The 15,281-nt window shown below is 55.6% G+C and carries 19 protein-coding genes; 10 read left to right on the top strand and 9 right to left on the bottom strand.

Annotation, left to right across the window (positions count from 1 at the left end):
• Positions 1–5 precede the first annotated feature (5 nt).
• Positions 6–848, bottom strand: coding sequence for a polyprenyl synthetase family protein (locus tag FPY71_RS15365; protein WP_425457905.1), 843 nt, complete (start codon positions 846–848; stop codon positions 6–8).
• A gap of 232 nt (positions 849–1,080) precedes the next feature.
• Between FPY71_RS15365 and FPY71_RS15360 the strand changes: the two genes are divergently transcribed.
• Together FPY71_RS15360 and rpmF are read left to right on the top strand one after the other, a co-directional pair.
• Positions 1,081–1,782, top strand: coding sequence for a biosynthetic peptidoglycan transglycosylase (locus FPY71_RS15360; protein WP_149301210.1), 702 nt, complete (start codon positions 1,081–1,083; stop codon positions 1,780–1,782).
• 219 nt (positions 1,783–2,001) lie between these two features.
• Positions 2,002–2,181, top strand: a complete 180-nt coding sequence (gene rpmF / locus FPY71_RS15355) for a 50S ribosomal protein L32 (protein ID WP_149301209.1) — start codon at positions 2,002–2,004, stop codon at positions 2,179–2,181.
• A 138-nt stretch (positions 2,182–2,319) separates the two neighbouring features.
• On the opposite strand, the gene phaR is transcribed toward rpmF, so the two are convergent.
• On the bottom strand, positions 2,320–2,901 hold the full coding sequence (phaR, locus tag FPY71_RS15350) for a polyhydroxyalkanoate synthesis repressor PhaR (RefSeq protein WP_149301208.1): 582 nt from the start codon (positions 2,899–2,901) through the stop codon (positions 2,320–2,322).
• Between the two features lie 230 nt (positions 2,902–3,131).
• Here phaR and FPY71_RS15345 point away from each other — a divergent pair, with 230 nt between their 5' ends.
• Together FPY71_RS15345 and phbB are read left to right on the top strand one after the other, a co-directional pair.
• The gene (locus FPY71_RS15345; RefSeq protein ID WP_149301207.1) at positions 3,132–4,316 is read left to right on the top strand and encodes an acetyl-CoA C-acetyltransferase; all 1,185 of its coding nucleotides are present in this window, start codon (positions 3,132–3,134) and stop codon (positions 4,314–4,316) included.
• 150 nt (positions 4,317–4,466) lie between these two features.
• The gene (gene phbB / locus FPY71_RS15340) at positions 4,467–5,192 is read left to right on the top strand and encodes an acetoacetyl-CoA reductase (protein WP_149301206.1); all 726 of its coding nucleotides are present in this window, start codon (positions 4,467–4,469) and stop codon (positions 5,190–5,192) included.
• A gap of 122 nt (positions 5,193–5,314) precedes the next feature.
• On the opposite strand, the gene FPY71_RS15335 is transcribed toward phbB, so the two are convergent.
• Together FPY71_RS15335 and FPY71_RS15330 are read right to left on the bottom strand one after the other, a co-directional pair.
• The gene (locus tag FPY71_RS15335) at positions 5,315–5,731 is read right to left on the bottom strand and encodes an META domain-containing protein (protein ID WP_149301205.1); all 417 of its coding nucleotides are present in this window, start codon (positions 5,729–5,731) and stop codon (positions 5,315–5,317) included.
• 1 nt (position 5,732) lies between these two features.
• On the bottom strand, positions 5,733–6,008 hold the full coding sequence (locus FPY71_RS15330; protein ID WP_149301204.1) for a hypothetical protein: 276 nt from the start codon (positions 6,006–6,008) through the stop codon (positions 5,733–5,735).
• 98 nt (positions 6,009–6,106) lie between these two features.
• Between FPY71_RS15330 and FPY71_RS15325 the strand changes: the two genes are divergently transcribed.
• Complete coding sequence (locus FPY71_RS15325) at positions 6,107–6,379, top strand: hypothetical protein (protein ID WP_149301203.1); 273 nt, start codon at positions 6,107–6,109, stop codon at positions 6,377–6,379.
• Here FPY71_RS15325 and FPY71_RS15320 read toward each other — a convergent pair whose 3' ends face one another.
• The 3 genes from FPY71_RS15320 to FPY71_RS15310 form a co-directional block, all read right to left on the bottom strand.
• Positions 6,380–7,108 (bottom strand): LrgB family protein, encoded by a 729-nt coding sequence (locus tag FPY71_RS15320; protein WP_149301202.1) that lies wholly within the window; start codon positions 7,106–7,108, stop codon positions 6,380–6,382.
• Positions 7,105–7,539, bottom strand: coding sequence for a CidA/LrgA family protein (locus FPY71_RS15315; protein WP_246160602.1), 435 nt, complete (start codon positions 7,537–7,539; stop codon positions 7,105–7,107). Before FPY71_RS15315 ends, FPY71_RS15320 begins: the two co-directional genes overlap by 4 nt.
• An 82-nt stretch (positions 7,540–7,621) precedes the next feature.
• Positions 7,622–8,527 (bottom strand): LysR family transcriptional regulator, encoded by a 906-nt coding sequence (locus tag FPY71_RS15310; protein WP_149301201.1) that lies wholly within the window; start codon positions 8,525–8,527, stop codon positions 7,622–7,624.
• Between the two features lie 142 nt (positions 8,528–8,669).
• Here FPY71_RS15310 and FPY71_RS15305 point away from each other — a divergent pair, with 142 nt between their 5' ends.
• Entirely contained in the window at positions 8,670–10,271 is a 1,602-nt protein-coding gene (locus FPY71_RS15305) for a GMC family oxidoreductase (protein WP_149301200.1), read from the top strand.
• Positions 10,272–10,282: 11 nt separating this feature from the next.
• Here FPY71_RS15305 and FPY71_RS15300 read toward each other — a convergent pair whose 3' ends face one another.
• Positions 10,283–11,386, bottom strand: a complete 1,104-nt coding sequence (locus FPY71_RS15300) for a 2OG-Fe(II) oxygenase (protein WP_149301199.1) — start codon at positions 11,384–11,386, stop codon at positions 10,283–10,285.
• Between the two features lie 178 nt (positions 11,387–11,564).
• Between FPY71_RS15300 and FPY71_RS15295 the strand changes: the two genes are divergently transcribed.
• Positions 11,565–11,972 carry a lysozyme inhibitor LprI family protein gene (locus FPY71_RS15295; RefSeq protein ID WP_149301198.1) on the top strand — a complete coding sequence of 136 codons (408 nt, stop codon included), beginning with the start codon at positions 11,565–11,567 and terminating at the stop codon, positions 11,970–11,972.
• 126 nt (positions 11,973–12,098) lie between these two features.
• The gene (locus FPY71_RS15290) at positions 12,099–12,824 is read left to right on the top strand and encodes a GntR family transcriptional regulator (protein ID WP_149301197.1); all 726 of its coding nucleotides are present in this window, start codon (positions 12,099–12,101) and stop codon (positions 12,822–12,824) included.
• Between the two features lie 8 nt (positions 12,825–12,832).
• On the opposite strand, the gene FPY71_RS15285 is transcribed toward FPY71_RS15290, so the two are convergent.
• The gene (locus FPY71_RS15285; protein ID WP_149301196.1) at positions 12,833–13,336 is read right to left on the bottom strand and encodes a hypothetical protein; all 504 of its coding nucleotides are present in this window, start codon (positions 13,334–13,336) and stop codon (positions 12,833–12,835) included.
• A gap of 202 nt (positions 13,337–13,538) precedes the next feature.
• On the opposite strand from FPY71_RS15285, the gene FPY71_RS15280 reads away from it, so the two are divergent.
• A complete protein-coding gene (locus FPY71_RS15280) occupies positions 13,539–14,432 on the top strand; it encodes an SDR family oxidoreductase (RefSeq protein WP_149301195.1) in 894 nt (297 codons plus the stop codon).
• Positions 14,433–14,456: 24 nt separating this feature from the next.
• Positions 14,457–15,263, top strand: coding sequence for a non-homologous end joining protein Ku (gene ku, locus FPY71_RS15275; RefSeq protein WP_149301194.1), 807 nt, complete (start codon positions 14,457–14,459; stop codon positions 15,261–15,263).
• Positions 15,264–15,281 lie beyond the last annotated feature (18 nt).

Here is a 15,281-nt window from a genome sequence, read left to right as displayed (position 1 = left end):
CATGGCTATTTTTCGCGGTTGGCAATGAATCTGGCGGCCTCAACCAGCATCGCCGACCGGTCTTCATAGTCTGCCAGAACCGCACTTGCCTCAGCTACCAGTTCTTGCAAACGCTGGCGCGTCCAGTCCTGGCCATACAGTGCGGGCAGCGTTTTCTTGCCCCGCTCGCGATCCTTGCCAGCCGCCTTGCCTAGAACCGCCGCATCGGCCGTTTCATCCAGAAGATCATCTGCCAACTGAAAAGCCAGCCCGACAATTTCGCCATATTGGCGCAAGCGTTTCCGGTCTGCTTCCGGCGCGTCCATCAGTATCGCGCCTGCCTCGCAGGCATAAGCAATCAGCGCGCCGGTTTTCAGGCTTTGCATACGGGCAATCTCTGACTCCGACAGGCTGGTGGATTCGGCCGCCAGATCCAGCGCCTGCCCACCGGCCATGCCACCCGCACCGGCATCCCGCGACAATTTGCTGATCAATTCCAGCCGAGCAGCGGCTGAAATGCCATCGGCATCGGCAATGTGACCAAAGGCCAATGTCAGCAGTGCATCACCGGCAAGTATCGCGCTGGCCTCATCAAACGCCACATGAACGGTTGGGCGGCCACGGCGCATGTCGTCATCGTCCATGGCAGGCAGATCATCATGGATGAGGGAATAACAGTGTACGAATTCAAGCGCGGCGGCTATTCGAATCATGTCTGCCGGTGGGCTGCCAAACAGCGCGGCGGATTGAAACACCAGAAAGGGCCGTAATCTTTTGCCGCCAGCCAGGCAGCCATGTTGCATGGCCTTGCCAAGACGATCGGGCATTTTGGCCAACATCGGATTGCTGGTGGACAAGCTCTGCACCAGATGCGCCTCTGTCTCATGTGCGGCGATATCGAGCTGTTCACCGAAATTCAAAATCGCGCTGGTCACGAAGCGGCATCCTTACAAAACTGTTTGCCAGTTGCTGTGTGCCGAACGATACGCCAGCCGGCAAGTGGAAATGCTGTATTTGACGATTTGGTTATTTTGCCGCTAAGCACAAAAGTCATTAAATGATCAGAATCGAAGCCGGTTAACGACAGGGAGGCTTAAGCGATTGCAAGCAAGGTCGCTGACCCGAATCGTTGTTCGCCTTGCCGCGGTTGTCATTGGGCTTCTGGTCCTGCTGCCGGTGCTGCTTGTTCTGATCTATCGCTCGGAAGCCGTACGTCCGATATCAACCCTGATGTTGGCAGAGCATTTTTCTTTTCAGCCCTATGACAGGCAATGGGTGCCGCTGGAAAATATTGCGCCCGTGATGATCCGCTCTGTCATCATGTCGGAAGACGGCCAGTTCTGCTCACATGACGGGGTGGATTGGGCCGAAATGTCGGCGGTGCTGGATCAGGCATTTGCCCGGGGCGGGCCCAGTCGTGGTGCCTCCACCATTCCCATGCAGACTGTGAAAAACCTGTTTCTGTGGAATGGCCGATCCTATGTGCGAAAGGTGCTGGAACTGCCACTGGCAATATACGCCGACGCAGTCTGGCCCAAACATCGCATGATGGAAATTTATCTGAACATCGCTGAATGGGGACCGGGCATATATGGAATAGAGTCTGCGGCGCGGTATTATTACAACCGCCCTGCTGCAGACCTCTCTGCCCGCCAGGCCGCCCTGTTGACAGTAACCCTGCCTGCGCCACTGGAGCGGGACCCGGCCAATCCGACTGCCGGGCTTTCCAGGCTTGCCGATCGAATTCAGGCGCGCGCGCGCGGGGCCGGCGACTACACCGCATGTGTGAACAATGGCGGGTGAAAACGCGAAGAATCCGAATGGGGGCTTTAAAAGCGTTTGGAGTTTTGCTATGGGCAATCATGATTTCCCCGTTTCAGCGCGGTGCGACAGGTTGCCATCGGCAATCTCCGACCTCGTGACGTGGAGGAAGTAACAGCGGGCCAGCCCTGTTGAAGCTTCAACCGAACAACTTGAATAGAGAGCGATGGGGCAGAGTTCACCGTCGCGACGGAGCAGAACATGGCCGTACCCAAAAGAAAGACGTCGCCTTCCAAGCGCGGTATGCGCCGTTCGGCAGACGCATTGAGCGCCCCGACATATGTTACGGACAAGAATTCCGGTGAATTGCGTCGTCCGCACCATATCGACCTCAAGACCGGTGTTTACCGCGGTCGTCAGGTTTTGAAGGCACAAGACTAATTCGTCAGATTTGCAAGGCAGTCATGTCTTGAAATGAAAAAGCCGGTTCAGATTTGAGCCGGCTTTTTTGTTGCGGGAAAGGTGCTGGACATGCGTCGATCGGAGAATCACGAAAATCCTCCGATCGATGGATGAAATTCAGGGCTTCCGTGCGCCCAGTTCTTCAAGGCGTTTCTGCATTTCTGCCAGTTGCTCGCGCATTGCCGCCAGATCATCGGCAGAGTTTGCACTGGCGGGTTTGCTGCTGGCTGTTGGCATCTCGCCCATGGCGTTGGCCAGAAACGGGTTGAATGCACCCATGGCTTTCCGGAACAGTTCGGTATTACGGCGCACCTGCTCTTCCATCAGCCGCGTGGTTTGCGCCACTGCTGTCGCAGGGTTGCGGAAGTTTTCCTGCTCCTGCGCAAACGCCGTCATGGATTGTTCCAGATAGGCGGGAATGACCATTTGCATCTGGTCGCCGTAAAACCGGATCAACTGCCGCAGAAATGTTATCGGCATCAGGTTCTGGCCGTTTTTGTTTTCCTGCTCGAAAATGATCTGCGTCAGCACGGAATGGGTGATGTCTTCGCCGGTCTTGGCGTCCTGCACCACAAAATCTTCATTGCCCTTTACCATGGCCGCCAGATTTTCCAGCGTGACGTACATGCTGGTGCCCGTATTATAAAGACGCCGGTTGGCGTATTTCTTGATAACGGTTGTTTCGCTTTTGCGTGCCATTTCACCTCTCCCAAGCCTTGCAAAAATGGCAATATGCGCTCCACCTCTGCGAGCGGATGCTGCACTGCCTCATAACAATCATAAACACGGAAACGCCCGCGATCCAAACCTTTGAACGTCTAACGGTACGATTTATCGTTCAAGACCTTCACAAATGCCTACATCCCGGGTTTGATGGGTGTATGGGAGTTATATTAAGGCCATCTTCTGGCCCTTGAGGAGGAATTTTGATGAGTTCTGGTCACTCTATCGTCATTGTGGGGGCGGCGCGCACGCCGGTTGGCTCATTCAATGGTGCGTTTGCAAATGTTGCGGCGCATGAACTGGGAGCTGTTGCCATTGCTGCGGCGCTTTCACGCGCGGGCGTGGATGCCGCAGAAGTGGACGAAGTGATTCTGGGGCAGATTCTGCAAGCAGGTGAGGGGCAGAACCCGGCCAGGCAGGCTGCAATCAAAGCAGGCTGTACCAAAGAATCAACCGCATGGGCATTGAACCAGCTTTGCGGCTCTGGCTTGCGGGCCGTGGCGCTGGGCATGCAGCAAATTGCCTCAGGTGATGCAAAGATTATTGTTGCTGGTGGACAGGAGTCGATGTCCATGGCACCGCATGCCGCGCATCTGAGAGCCGGTCAGAAGATGGGCGATCTGAAGTTCATCGACACGATGATCAAGGATGGTCTTACAGACGCTTTCCATGGTTACCACATGGGCATCACCGCAGAAAACGTTGCCCGCCACTGGCAGATCAGCCGTGAGGAGCAGGACGCTTTTGCCGTTGCATCGCAAAACAAGGCAGAAGCTGCGCAGACAGCGGGACGTTTCAAAGACGAAATCGTGCCTTTCACCGTGTCGAGCCGCAAGGGTGACATTGTGGTTGCCGATGACGAATATATCAAAGCCGGCACAACGCTGGATAAGGTGCAGAAGCTGCGTCCGGCTTTCGACAAGGAAGGCTCGGTCACCGCAGCCAATGCCAGCGGCATCAATGACGGTGCGGCTGCGCTTGTCTTGATGACAGAGGCTGAAGCCAATCGAAGGGGATTGACGCCAATTGCGCGTATCGCCTCATGGGCAACTGCGGGTGTTGATCCGGCGCTCATGGGCTCCGGGCCCATTCCAGCTTCTCGCAAGGCGCTGGAAAAAGCCGGTTGGACCATCGATGATCTGGATCTGGTGGAAGCCAATGAAGCCTTTGCCGCACAGGCCTGTGCGGTGAACAAGGATTTGGGCTGGAACCCGGACATCGTCAATGTGAACGGTGGCGCAATTGCCATCGGCCACCCCGTCGGCGCGTCCGGTGCACGCATTGCCAACACTCTGTTGTTTGAAATGCGCCGCAGGCAGGCGAAAAAAGGTCTGGCCACTTTGTGCATTGGCGGTGGCATGGGCGTCGCCATGTGTTTTGAAACGCTGTAACCAGCTCAGCGAAGAGTGAGGCGGCCTTTCGGGTCGCCTCTCAAAATGCCGCATATTTGCACAAACAGGCATACCGCATTCACGGAAATGAGCTAAAGCTCTGAGAAAAGTCTTCTAGCAAAGACAGCTACTGCTAATGGGAGGGGTGCCATGCAAAGAACTGCAATCGTAACCGGGGGTTCACGCGGAATTGGAGCGGCCATTTCCAGGGCGCTTGCTGACGCTGGCTACAGGGTTGCGGCAAGCTATGCCGGAAACGATAAGGCCGCGCAGGAATTTCGTGATGAAACGGGAATTCCCGTGTTTCGATGGGACGTGGGCAATTACGAGGCATGTGCGCAGGGAATTGCTGCAGTGTCAGAGGCCTTGGGGCCGGTTGATATTCTGGTCAACAATGCGGGAATTACCCGGGACGTCATGTTTCACAAGATGACTCCAGAGCAGTGGAACGATGTGATTTCCACCAATCTGACAGGTGTTTTCAACATGAGCAGGCTGGTGTGGGAAGGCATGCGTGAGCGCGGCTTTGGCCGGATCATCAATATATCTTCCATCAACGGCCAGAAAGGGCAGGCGGGGCAGGTGAACTATTCTGCCGCGAAAGCCGGGGATCTGGGTTTCACGCGTGCGTTGGCGCAGGAGGGTGCCAAAAAGGGCATCACCGTAAACGCGATTTGCCCGGGTTATATTGCCACCGAAATGGTGCAAGCCATTGCAGAGGATGTTCTGCAGAAGCATATTCTGCCGCAAATTCCCGTTGGGCGGCTGGGCCAGCCCGAAGAGGTTGCTCGTGCAGTTGTGTTTCTTGCGTCAGAGGAAGCCGGGTTCGTTACCGGATCAACGCTGAGCCTGAATGGGGGACAATATTTTGGGTAAAGCATTGCCCTGTCGTTGAAACGGTCACGTTTCAACGACAGGACAATGCGATATTCAAGACAGTCTGACATTTTCCGATGTTTCAGACGGTCATAGAATCGCGTGAGACGGACTAAGGAAAACTATTGCGATGTGTGACGGGCAAAAACCACAAGTGTTTTGCCCGTTTCATCTGTCAGTTCCAGCTTGTCCGCAGCGGTCAGTTGCCAGCCAGCGGCTTGAGACAGCGCATTGTGGAACTTGTTTTCCTGATTCATCACCGCTTCGGGACAGGCCATTTTTGTGCCCGCCAGAGGACCGAATTCGATCGTGGTTTCCGTTACTGTAACAGTACCGGTAAAGCGATTGCAGCCACCAGAGCCGGTGGCCCTGCCATCATCCGACAGGTTCAGTGTGGTCTGGACAGTGTCCACCACTCCCGCCGTACCAATATCCTCTGCGAGCCATGTGCCATAAGGTGCGGCAAATGGTTCGTCAGAAAAGGCTGGAAGGGCCAGAAGAGTGCCAAGCAGGGTCAGTGTTGCAACGGTGCGTTTCATATCAATGACCTGCGGTCGGATGCGCCGGAGTGGAGACAAGACGATATTGCTGCCGTCTGCCGATGATCATCAGCGGCACGCTGGCAAAAGACAGCACCAGCGAGCCGGCGGTGAACAACCCGATAAGGGGGTTTCCTTCCACGGCAGTGGTGTAAAAAAGCTGGTAAAGTTCGTAGAGAAACACCGGCGGGCAGAACGTGAACAGCAACGCCCCCACATAACCGAGCGTGCGAAACCGGGTTGTCACAAGTGTTTCGCTGGTAATTGCGTTGGTCATTAAGCTCTCTCGCCCCGCTGTGATTGTGCGCTATTTTACCCTTGAAGCTTGCGCCAGCCAAAATGTTCCGAAAAGCCTTCGTAACAGAGGAAAATAAAATGCGCACATTGATAGCGGTGACGTTGATAGCCCTTTCTCTAACTGCCTGTACGGCAGGCGGCGGAGCGACCGTTTACAACGGAGCTTTCTCCACCGGCCCGCTACCGGGCGAAAGCCGCTGCGACAATTATGCCCGGCAGACATACTGGAATGCCATGGAAGATCGCTACGACCCGGAAGACGGCTTTCTTTCCTCTGCAATGAACGAACCTGGCGCACAGCGTGCGGCGGATATTGCCTATCAACGCTGCCTGCAAGGCAGGCTGAATTGATCAGTTCATCAGCCAGCCAATCAGAGGTGGCAGAATAACCGCCGTGATCAGAGCGTTGAGGCCCATTGCGATGCCGGCGAAAGCACCTGCCACGGAATTGACCGTAAAGGCGCGGGCCGTGCCGATGCCATGCGCGGCAAGGCCAACGGCAAAGCCTCGCGCCGCGTAGTTTTTAATCCGCATCGCATTCATCATAGGCGTAATCATCAATGCGCCGATGACGCCGGTCAGCACGCAGAATGCAGCAGTCAATGCCGGCTGCCCGCCTATCTGCTGCGAAATGCCCATGGCAACGGGGGCAGTTGCGGATTTGGGCGCAAGCGACAGAATGGCAGTTTGCGGCAGGTCGAACCAGCCAGCGATAATGACGGTTGACGCTATGGCCACAATGGAGCCGGCGATGAGTGAAACGCCCAAAGGCAGAAGATTGCGCAGGATGAGGTGGCGTGCGCGGTAGAGCGGGATGGCCAGCGCGACAGTGGCGGGACCCAGCAGAAAATGCACGAACTGAGCACCGGTAAAATATGTGCGGTAATCTGTCGCGGTTAGATGAAGCACAGTGCCGATGATGATGATGGACAGCAGCACCGGATTGGCAAGAGGGTGCCGCCCGGTTTTAACGGCGATGGCATCCGCTGCCAGCCATGCCAGTACGGTCACCGTTAACCAGAGCAAGGGTGACGTCGAAAGATAGGCCCATAGCTGGAAAGGAGTGTTGACCTCAGTCACTGGCTTTCCCCGCTTTTACCCGTCAGGCGCTCTACACCCAGGAACACCAGAACTGTGACCAGCAAGGTCAGGAAAACCGACGCAACGAGCACGGAAACAAAGCCCGGCGCGTTGGTGGACAATATGCCCAGGTGATCGATCATCCCCACACCGGCTGGCACAAAAAGCAGCCCCAGAATGGCAAGAATCCGATCAGCGATACCCCCGATTGCGCCGCGTTCGCTGGCTGCCAACACGCTTGTTTCTCTTTCGCCGCGCCAGAGAAGCAGCAGAAACAGCAGTGCCAGACCCAGCACAGGGCCGGGAAGTGGCAGGTTCAGCCCACGGCTGATGGCTTCGCCAACAAGTTGGCAAGACAAAAGAACGGCAATTGGTTTGAGCATCGGCAGGCACCGCGAGGGGAAAAACTTGAAATATTGCCAGTTGGCCATCGACCGGTTTCACTGGTCTGATCTGATATGTCTAGGCCGTTGTTCGCGTGAAAGCAAAGCCTGGTGTCAGGGACCGAAAGCCTCAGCCAGCCTGGCCCAGAAACAACGCCTGCTGCGCCTGCGTTTCGCGGCGCAGAAACTCCTGCACCACCCGAATGCGGGGAGCATCTGCCATTTGTTCATGGCAGATCATCCAGTAATCGCGCTGGATGTTCAACTCATCCGGCAGCAGTGCAACCAGCGCATCGTCGCGCCGGGCAATGTAGTGAGGCAGCACCGCGATACCGTAGCCGGCTCGCACGGCGGCAATTTGCGCAATCAGGCTGGAGCTCTGGTAGCTTGCCTTTCTGCCGGGCAGGATTTCACTCAGGTAGTCCAGACCGGGCGCGAAGATCATATCATCAATGTAGCCAGCCAGCGGATGAGCCTTCAGGTCGTCAATCGTTTTTATGCGAGGGTGGCGCACCAGATAGTCGCGCGAGGCATAGATCTGCAATTTGTAACTGACCAGTTTCTCGCAGGCATAGGGTCCACTGGCCGGCGCATGAAGAGCCACGGAAATGTCTGCCTCCCGGCGCGAAAGGGAAACGATCTGTTGCAACGTCATGAATTCCAGAAGCAGGCCCGGATGCCGGGTGGCAAGCTCTGGCAGCAATGGAGACAGGAAAAAGCTGCCAAAACCTTCCGGTGTGGAAAGCCGCACGACACCGCGAAGCATTGATCGGCTGCCGGAGACCGCTTGCAACAGATTTTCAGCGCAAGTTTCCATCTCCCCAGCGCTGGCCAGCAGCCGGGCGCCAAGGCTCGTCAGATTGTAACCACGCGGCGAACGCTCAAACAGGCGCATGGCAAGGGCCTGCTCCAGCCGGTCTATGCGCCGTGAAACCGTGACATGGTTGGTTCGAAGCCTGCGCGCAGCGGCGGACAACTGGCCGGTACGCGCAACTGCCAGAAAATATTGCAGATCATCCCAATCAAACTCGGCCATCGGTCTTCTTCAATGCTGATCGAAACAGATTGGTACAGGTTATTGTACGTATTTGTACAGGCAATGTCCGCAAAATGCTGTTTGTCGTGTATCTGTCGAATGTTAGCGTTCAAGACAACGGAGCAAAACGGGCGGCATCTTGATGGTTGATGAGTTTGATTACATCGTCATTGGCGGTGGAACCGCTGGGTGTACGCTGGCAAATCGGCTTTCCGTATCGGCTGACAAAAGGGTTTTGCTGCTCGAAGCAGGCAAGCGCGACAATTATCCGTGGGTCCACATACCCGTTGGCTATCTCTACTGTATCGGCAATCCGCGAACGGACTGGTGCTTTACAACCGAACCGGAACCGGGGTTGAACGGGCGGTCGCTGGGCTACCCCAGGGGCAAGGTTCTGGGCGGGTGCTCTTCCATCAACGGCATGATCTACATGCGCGGGCAGGCGCAGGATTATGACATGTGGCAGCAGATGGGCTGTGACGGCTGGGGCTGGGATGATGTGCTGCCGCTGTTTCGCGCCAGCGAAGACTATTACGCCGGGGCCGACGAAATGCACGGAGCCGGCGGCGAGTGGCGGGTGGAAGTGGCCCGCTTGCGCTGGGACATTCTGGATGCTTTTCGCGATGCTGCCGAGCAATACGGTATTGCCAGAATTGAAGATTTCAATCGCGGCGACAATGAAGGGTCATCCTATTTCAAGGTGAACCAGAAACGCGGTGTGCGCTGGAACACGGTGAAGGCGTTTTTGAAACCTGCATTGGCGCGCCGCAACCTGACGGTGCGAACAGAAGCGCATGTAAAGCGGCTGATTGTTGAAGAAGGGCGTGTAACCGGCGTTGAGTTTCAGGCGGAAGGCCGTTTGCAGACAGTTCGATGCCGGGGCGAGGTGGTATTGAGTGCAGGGGCCATTGGGTCGCCACAAATTCTGGAGCTGTCCGGCATTGGTCGCGGTTCGGTGTTGCAGGATGCGGGCATTGATCTTGTGCTGGAGCGGCCGGAGGTGGGTGAAAATCTGCAGGATCACCTGCAGTTGCGGTGCGCCTATAAGGTCAATGGCATCAGGACGCTGAACGAAAGGGCCAACTCTCTAACTGGCAAGGCGATGATCGGGCTTGAATATTTCCTTTCCCGCTCCGGTCCTATGTCCATGGCGCCAAGCCAGCTTGGCCTGTTCACCCGGTCTGACCCGGCTTATGCAACCGCAAATTTGCAATATCACGTACAGCCACTGAGTTTGGAAAGGTTCGGCGAAAAGGTGCATGCATTCCCGGCCTTCACCGCCAGCGTGTGCAATTTGCGGCCGGAAAGTCGGGGCAATGTGCATGTGCGCTCGCCCCATTTCCACGATGCACCCGCCATTCGGCCCAACTATCTATCCGCAGAGGCGGATCGCCGCGTTGCAGCGGATGCCATTCGCATCACCCGCAACATTGTAGCGCAACCGGCACTTGCACGTTACTTGCCGGAGGAGTTCAAGCCGGGGCCATCTTTTCAGACACAGGAAGAACTGGAGCGCGTTGCAGGAGATATCGGCACAACGATTTTCCATCCGGTTGGCACCTGCCGGATGGGGGCAGACCTTGGGTCTGTCGTCGATCCGCAATTGCGGGTGCGTGGCATAAAAGGCCTGCGTGTGGCCGACGCATCCATCATGCCGACCATCACCTCCGGCAATACAAATTCGCCAACAATCATGATTGCAGAAAAGGCCGCCCGGATGATGCTGGCCAGTGGTGCGGCCTGATCTGCATGCAATCAACTGGCGAGGAATGATCGGTTTGCATCACGGATTTTTGCCGCAGCCTCGTCATAGACAAATGGCAGGAATGCATAACGGCGGCCGCTGGTGACTTTGGAAACCGCGTGAAGCAATGAACACGAAAACACCACCGCTGTGCCGGGCGGCGCTTTGAAACCGCGTGGACCATATTCGGGGAAGCTGACCTCTCCCCCCTCAAAGTCGGCATTCAGGTTGATGGATATGGCAAAGCGCCGATGCGCGGTGCCTTTTGTCGTGTTGTCGCGGTGGGGGGTGAAATGCCCGCCGGTTACCGAGTCATAACAACCGACGAGATAGCGCTCCATCCGCGTGACGTTGAACTGATGCACTTTCTGAATTTCCGGCACGACGCGGCGGGCAATTCTGGCCTTGGCCATTTTAACGTCGTCTTCATTTTCCAGATTGTAATCCGAGCGGCGCTTGTAGTTGAAATCCATAACCGGCACCGTGCGGCCCTCAATGTCACGCATGACGCCGGATTCCTCGCCGCCATTATTGTCATAGAGGCTGATCAGATGCCGGCAGAATTCAGCCTCAAATACGTTGGGAATGACCAGAACCGGCACCGGTACCTCAATGCCGGCAAAATGTGTGCTCGGGGGTAGGTTGCGCACAAATCTGGCCAGCTCTTCGCGCTCTGAGCCGTCAGGCTGGAAAGGCAAGACTTTCATGATGCGCAAAGTCGGGTCCAGCACAAACCAGTGCGGGCGCAGGGAAAGTTCGCCTTCCAACGGCACAACCCCGTACAGTCCGCTGACGCGACGATCAAAGTCCCAGAACTGCCTGATATCGCGCCGTGCAAAGACTGACCGCTGCTTGTCTTCCGGGTCGATGGAAACGGCAAAGAGACAAATGTCTCCGCTGTCGAGAAGCGCACGATTTCTGTCGATAAAGTCCAGTGCGGCGGCGGACTCGGCTTGCTCAGATGTGCCGTAAAAGCACATGACAATGTAGCGCCCGGCCGCCTTGTCGAAGTTGAATCCATCCATCAAGCTGGAGTTCTGCTTGAAAAGCGGAGCAGGATCGCCCGGCAAAATGACCTTGAATTTCTGTTCTGCGCTTACGGAAGTCTGGTTCATGAAGTCCTCAAAAATTGCCGGATAGGATCAGTTATCCCAATAAATAACAAAATATATCATTTAACATAATGTGGCATTTTATGGCTTGGCAAGAGGGTAATTTGGCAATGCAGGTCGCAATTGTGTTACAGAATTGGCTCTGGACTTAAGCAATCGATACAATCGGGGCCGCTATCTCATGCGATTTCAAACCTTTTTCATTCTGGCAATTGGTTTTGCAGGCGTGACGCAGCCTGTGCTGGCGCAGGATTGTTCTTCGCTGGATCAGGCCGGTATGAACCAGTGCGCTGGTGAATCATATGCAAAAGCCGATAGTGAACTGAACGCGCAATATCGGGAACTTCGCCAGCGCCTGAGTGGAGATAAGGAAGGCTTGGGCCGGCTGACAACAGCACAGCGCAACTGGATTGCCTTCCGGGATGCCGAATGCGATTTCGCCACTGCTGGCGTGGCAGGCGGAAGCATATTTCCAACCGTTCAAGCCAATTGTCTGGAAACAATCACCCGCAGTCGCATAGATGATTTCAACACCTATCTCACGTGTGAGGAAGGTGACCTTTCCTGCCCGGTGCCGCCAGCGGGCTAGCCGTAACGCACACCAGACAGACAAGCTTGCCAGAATTCAAATATGTGATATATATATAAATATAAGTTATAGTTTATATCAGTTTTTATCGTGAAAAAGCATAGCATTTTCAGAGAGGTCGCGTTCATGGACAGCGAAGACCTTGGCAGGTTTGAATTTCGCCCACTCTATCGGCAGGTCCGCGACAAGCTTATCCGCCAACTGGCTGATGGCGTTTGGGCGCCGGGTGATATTTTGCCGAGTGAGGTGCACCTTGCCGCAGAGCTGGGTGTCAGTCAGGGTACCATTCGCAAAGCGCTGGACGTTTTGGCCAGCGAAAAAATGGTGGTGCGAAGGCAAGGGCGGGGCACTTTTGTTGCCAGCCACGATGAAGAACATGGCATGTTTCAGTTTTTCAAAGTGGTGCCGGACGCAGGGCCAAGAACAATTCCGCGCTGTGTTGTCAATTCCATTACCCGGCACAGGGCCACGCCGGAGGAACGCGACCTGCTGCATCTGACAGATGCCAGCTATGTCATGCGCATTGCCCGTGTGCGCTGGATGCTGCACAGGCCTGTTATCTACGAGACTATATCCGTGCCTGCCTTACTGTTTCCGGGCCTTGCCGATATGAATTTGCCAGACAATATTTATGGTTTCTATGCCGCGAAATTCAGTGTTTCCGTTGCTCGCTCGCAGGAACGACTGAAAGCGGTGGCGGCCGGCGCGCGCGAGGCGGGTGAATTGAACGTGGCGGTGGGCCATCCGCTTCTGGCCATGCGTCGCCTGGCATATTCGGTTGACAATGTGCCGGTGGAAACAAGACTGAGCTTCTGCCTGACGGATGGTGTTCACTATCTGGCAGAGCATTGATGAAGGCTTTAACGCAGGTTCTCTTCGATGGTGTTGTAGCAGATCTCAATATTGCCAATGCTTGACTTGCCAAGTTGCTCCCACGTTCCGTTCTGAAAATCGTAGTGAACCTGCAGGCACTCGTTCGTGTCGAAGCTTGCATATTGAGCGATCAGAAGCCGGCTATCCAGCTGAAACACTGTTTGCAGATAGGAATAGTCCTCGCCACTCAGTGGAAAGGCGAACACCTGACCAGTGCGGTTGTTCGCCACAAAAGACATTGAGCAACCGGTGCCACATCCGGCCGATACGAAGCTGTATTCGCCGGCGAAGTTTGGTCCTTCTTCCATTCCCTCGCGAATGCGGGTTCTGAAATCCACAAAGTCTTTGTCGCGTGTTTTGAAGTCGGGCATGGCGGATTTGCCCTCAAAAACACTGGCCACTGGAAAGTCCGCCGCGGCAGGAAGCGGTTGCTGCGCTTGTGCAGTGACGCTGAACAACAGGAGAAATACTGAAACCACCAGATTTTGCATGGCCATCCTGACGCGATGATGCAGTTTGTTCTGAGAACTATACGCAGATCCAGCCGGATTTCACTGGTTTTGGTGTTGAACGCAACCGGTTCGACTGACTTTCACTTCGGGCCTGGTCTGGGCGGGGAGTCTTGCTCCCGGAACCAAGGTTTGCCTCTCACGTTAGGTTTTTGCACTTTCCGCAAACCATAAAGGCTTCCAAATGGCTGAGCGCCCTTCAATGCAGGATCCACGCACGCAATATCCGGCACCGCCTTTTGCCAGGCAGCGCCAACAGATGCCGGGCGTGGCTGGGGAAATGAAGCCCAGGCCTGACCATGGAGAAGACAGCTATGTTGGATCAGGCAAGCTTGCAGGTCGCAAAGCGTTGATCACCGGTGGAGATTCCGGAATTGGGCGTGCCGCGGCAATTGCCTTTGCCAGAGAGGGTGCGGACGTTGCCATATCCTACCTTCCGGAAGAGGAAGCGGATGCGCGGGAAGTCATCGAGTTGATTGAAGCGGCAGGCCACAAGGCTGTAGCTCTGCCGGGTGACATACAGGAGGAAGCCTGGTGCCGGAAACTGGTGGAAACCACTGTTGAAGAACTGGGTGGACTGGACATTCTTGTCATCAATGCCGGTCGTCAACAGTACCGAAATGACATTTCGGAACTCTCTACCGAGGATTTCGACAGGACGATGAAAACAAATCTTTATGCCATGCACTGGATTGCGCAGGCGGCAGTGCCGCATATGCCTGCCGGCGCCTCCGTCATCACAACCGCATCCATTCAGGCCTACCAGCCCTCCGATATTCTGCTGGACTATGCCACGACGAAGGCGGGAATTGTTGCCTATACCAAAGCCTTGGCCAAGCAGTTGATTGAAAAAGGCATCAGGGCAAATGTTGTGGCGCCCGGGCCAGTGTGGACTGTGCTGCAACCAAGCGGCGGTCAACCTGATGAGAAGGTTGAGAATTTTGGCAAGGACAGTGATTTTGGCCGGCCTGGACAGCCGGTTGAGCTGGCTCCGGTCTATGTATTGCTTGCCTCTCAGGATGGCAGCTTCATCAATGGCGAAGTCTATGGGTTAACCGGTGGAAAAGGCGTGGCCTGATCCTGTTTGGTTGCGGGTGGTGTTATGGTTTCGCGAGCTTTCTGGAAGGGTTATCTGAAACTTTCTCTGGTGACATGCCGCGTCGTGATGACGCCCGCGACCAGTGAGACCGAAAAGGTGAGGTTTCACACGCTGAATGCCAAAACTGGCAATCGCGTCGCCAGCCAGTATGTGGACGCGGTGACGGGTAAGGCCGTTAAAGACAATGATGAGGCAAAGGGCTATCCACGCGGCGATGACGACTATGTGCTGCTGGAGGATGAGGAGCTGGACGCGGTGGCGCTGGAAAGCACTCGCACAATCGACATAGACATGTTCGTACCCGCCGACAGCATTGGCTGGATCTGGTATGACAAGCCGCATTTTCTGGCTCCCGATGACAAGCTTGGCGAGGAAGCCTTTGCCGTTATCCGCGAGGCGATGCAGGCCACCGGCACAGTGGGAGTTGCAAGGCTGGTGCTGTACCGGCGAGAGCGCGCTGTCATGCTGGAACCGCGGGAAAAGGGCATTGTTTTATGGACGTTGCATTATGGCGATGAGGTTCGGGATGAAAGCAATTATTTCGCCGATGTCGGCAAGGAGAAGCTGGACCCGGCTTTGATGAAACTGGTGGGGCGATTGATAGATGAACGAACCGCACCCTGGGACCCCGCCACGCTGGATGACCCCGTGCAGAAAAATCTTCTGAAGCTGATCACCAGCCGCAAGAAAAAGCGCAAACCAACCACAACCAAGCCTGAAGCGCCTCACGACGCACCGGCTGGTAATGTGGTGAATATTATGGACGCGTTGAAAAAGAGCCTGGCCAACGAACGCAAAGGCAGCAAGTAAGTCTGGACCGTTGCCGGG

Source organism: Aureimonas fodinaquatilis (assembly GCF_008369445.1).
GTDB classification, from domain to species: Bacteria; Pseudomonadota; Alphaproteobacteria; order Rhizobiales; family Rhizobiaceae; genus Aureimonas; species Aureimonas fodinaquatilis.
This window is presented reverse-complemented; position numbering and strand designations above follow the sequence as displayed.

What these genes read in the sequence shown, in the direction of transcription:
- FPY71_RS15310 (WP_149301201.1), bottom strand. Translation starts at nt 8,527, where the DNA reads ATGGCCGAGTTTGATTGGGATGATCTGCAATATTTTCTGGCAGTTGCG.
- FPY71_RS15295 (WP_149301198.1), top strand. Translation starts at nt 11,565, where the DNA reads ATGCGATTTCAAACCTTTTTCATTCTGGCAATTGGTTTTGCAGGCGTG.
- rpmF (WP_149301209.1), top strand. Translation starts at nt 2,002, where the DNA reads ATGGCCGTACCCAAAAGAAAGACGTCGCCTTCCAAGCGCGGTATGCGC.
- FPY71_RS15335 (WP_149301205.1), bottom strand. Translation starts at nt 5,731, where the DNA reads ATGAAACGCACCGTTGCAACACTGACCCTGCTTGGCACTCTTCTGGCC.
- phaR (WP_149301208.1), bottom strand. Translation starts at nt 2,901, where the DNA reads ATGGCACGCAAAAGCGAAACAACCGTTATCAAGAAATACGCCAACCGG.
- FPY71_RS15345 (WP_149301207.1), top strand. Translation starts at nt 3,132, where the DNA reads ATGAGTTCTGGTCACTCTATCGTCATTGTGGGGGCGGCGCGCACGCCG.
- phbB (WP_149301206.1), top strand. Translation starts at nt 4,467, where the DNA reads ATGCAAAGAACTGCAATCGTAACCGGGGGTTCACGCGGAATTGGAGCG.
- ku (WP_149301194.1), top strand. Translation starts at nt 14,457, where the DNA reads ATGGTTTCGCGAGCTTTCTGGAAGGGTTATCTGAAACTTTCTCTGGTG.
- FPY71_RS15280 (WP_149301195.1), top strand. Translation starts at nt 13,539, where the DNA reads ATGGCTGAGCGCCCTTCAATGCAGGATCCACGCACGCAATATCCGGCA.
- FPY71_RS15290 (WP_149301197.1), top strand. Translation starts at nt 12,099, where the DNA reads ATGGACAGCGAAGACCTTGGCAGGTTTGAATTTCGCCCACTCTATCGG.
- FPY71_RS15315 (WP_246160602.1), bottom strand. Translation starts at nt 7,539, where the DNA reads ATGGCCAACTGGCAATATTTCAAGTTTTTCCCCTCGCGGTGCCTGCCG.
- FPY71_RS15305 (WP_149301200.1), top strand. Translation starts at nt 8,670, where the DNA reads ATGGTTGATGAGTTTGATTACATCGTCATTGGCGGTGGAACCGCTGGG.
- FPY71_RS15300 (WP_149301199.1), bottom strand. Translation starts at nt 11,386, where the DNA reads ATGAACCAGACTTCCGTAAGCGCAGAACAGAAATTCAAGGTCATTTTG.
- FPY71_RS15325 (WP_149301203.1), top strand. Translation starts at nt 6,107, where the DNA reads ATGCGCACATTGATAGCGGTGACGTTGATAGCCCTTTCTCTAACTGCC.
- FPY71_RS15330 (WP_149301204.1), bottom strand. Translation starts at nt 6,008, where the DNA reads ATGACCAACGCAATTACCAGCGAAACACTTGTGACAACCCGGTTTCGC.
- FPY71_RS15285 (WP_149301196.1), bottom strand. Translation starts at nt 13,336, where the DNA reads ATGCAAAATCTGGTGGTTTCAGTATTTCTCCTGTTGTTCAGCGTCACT.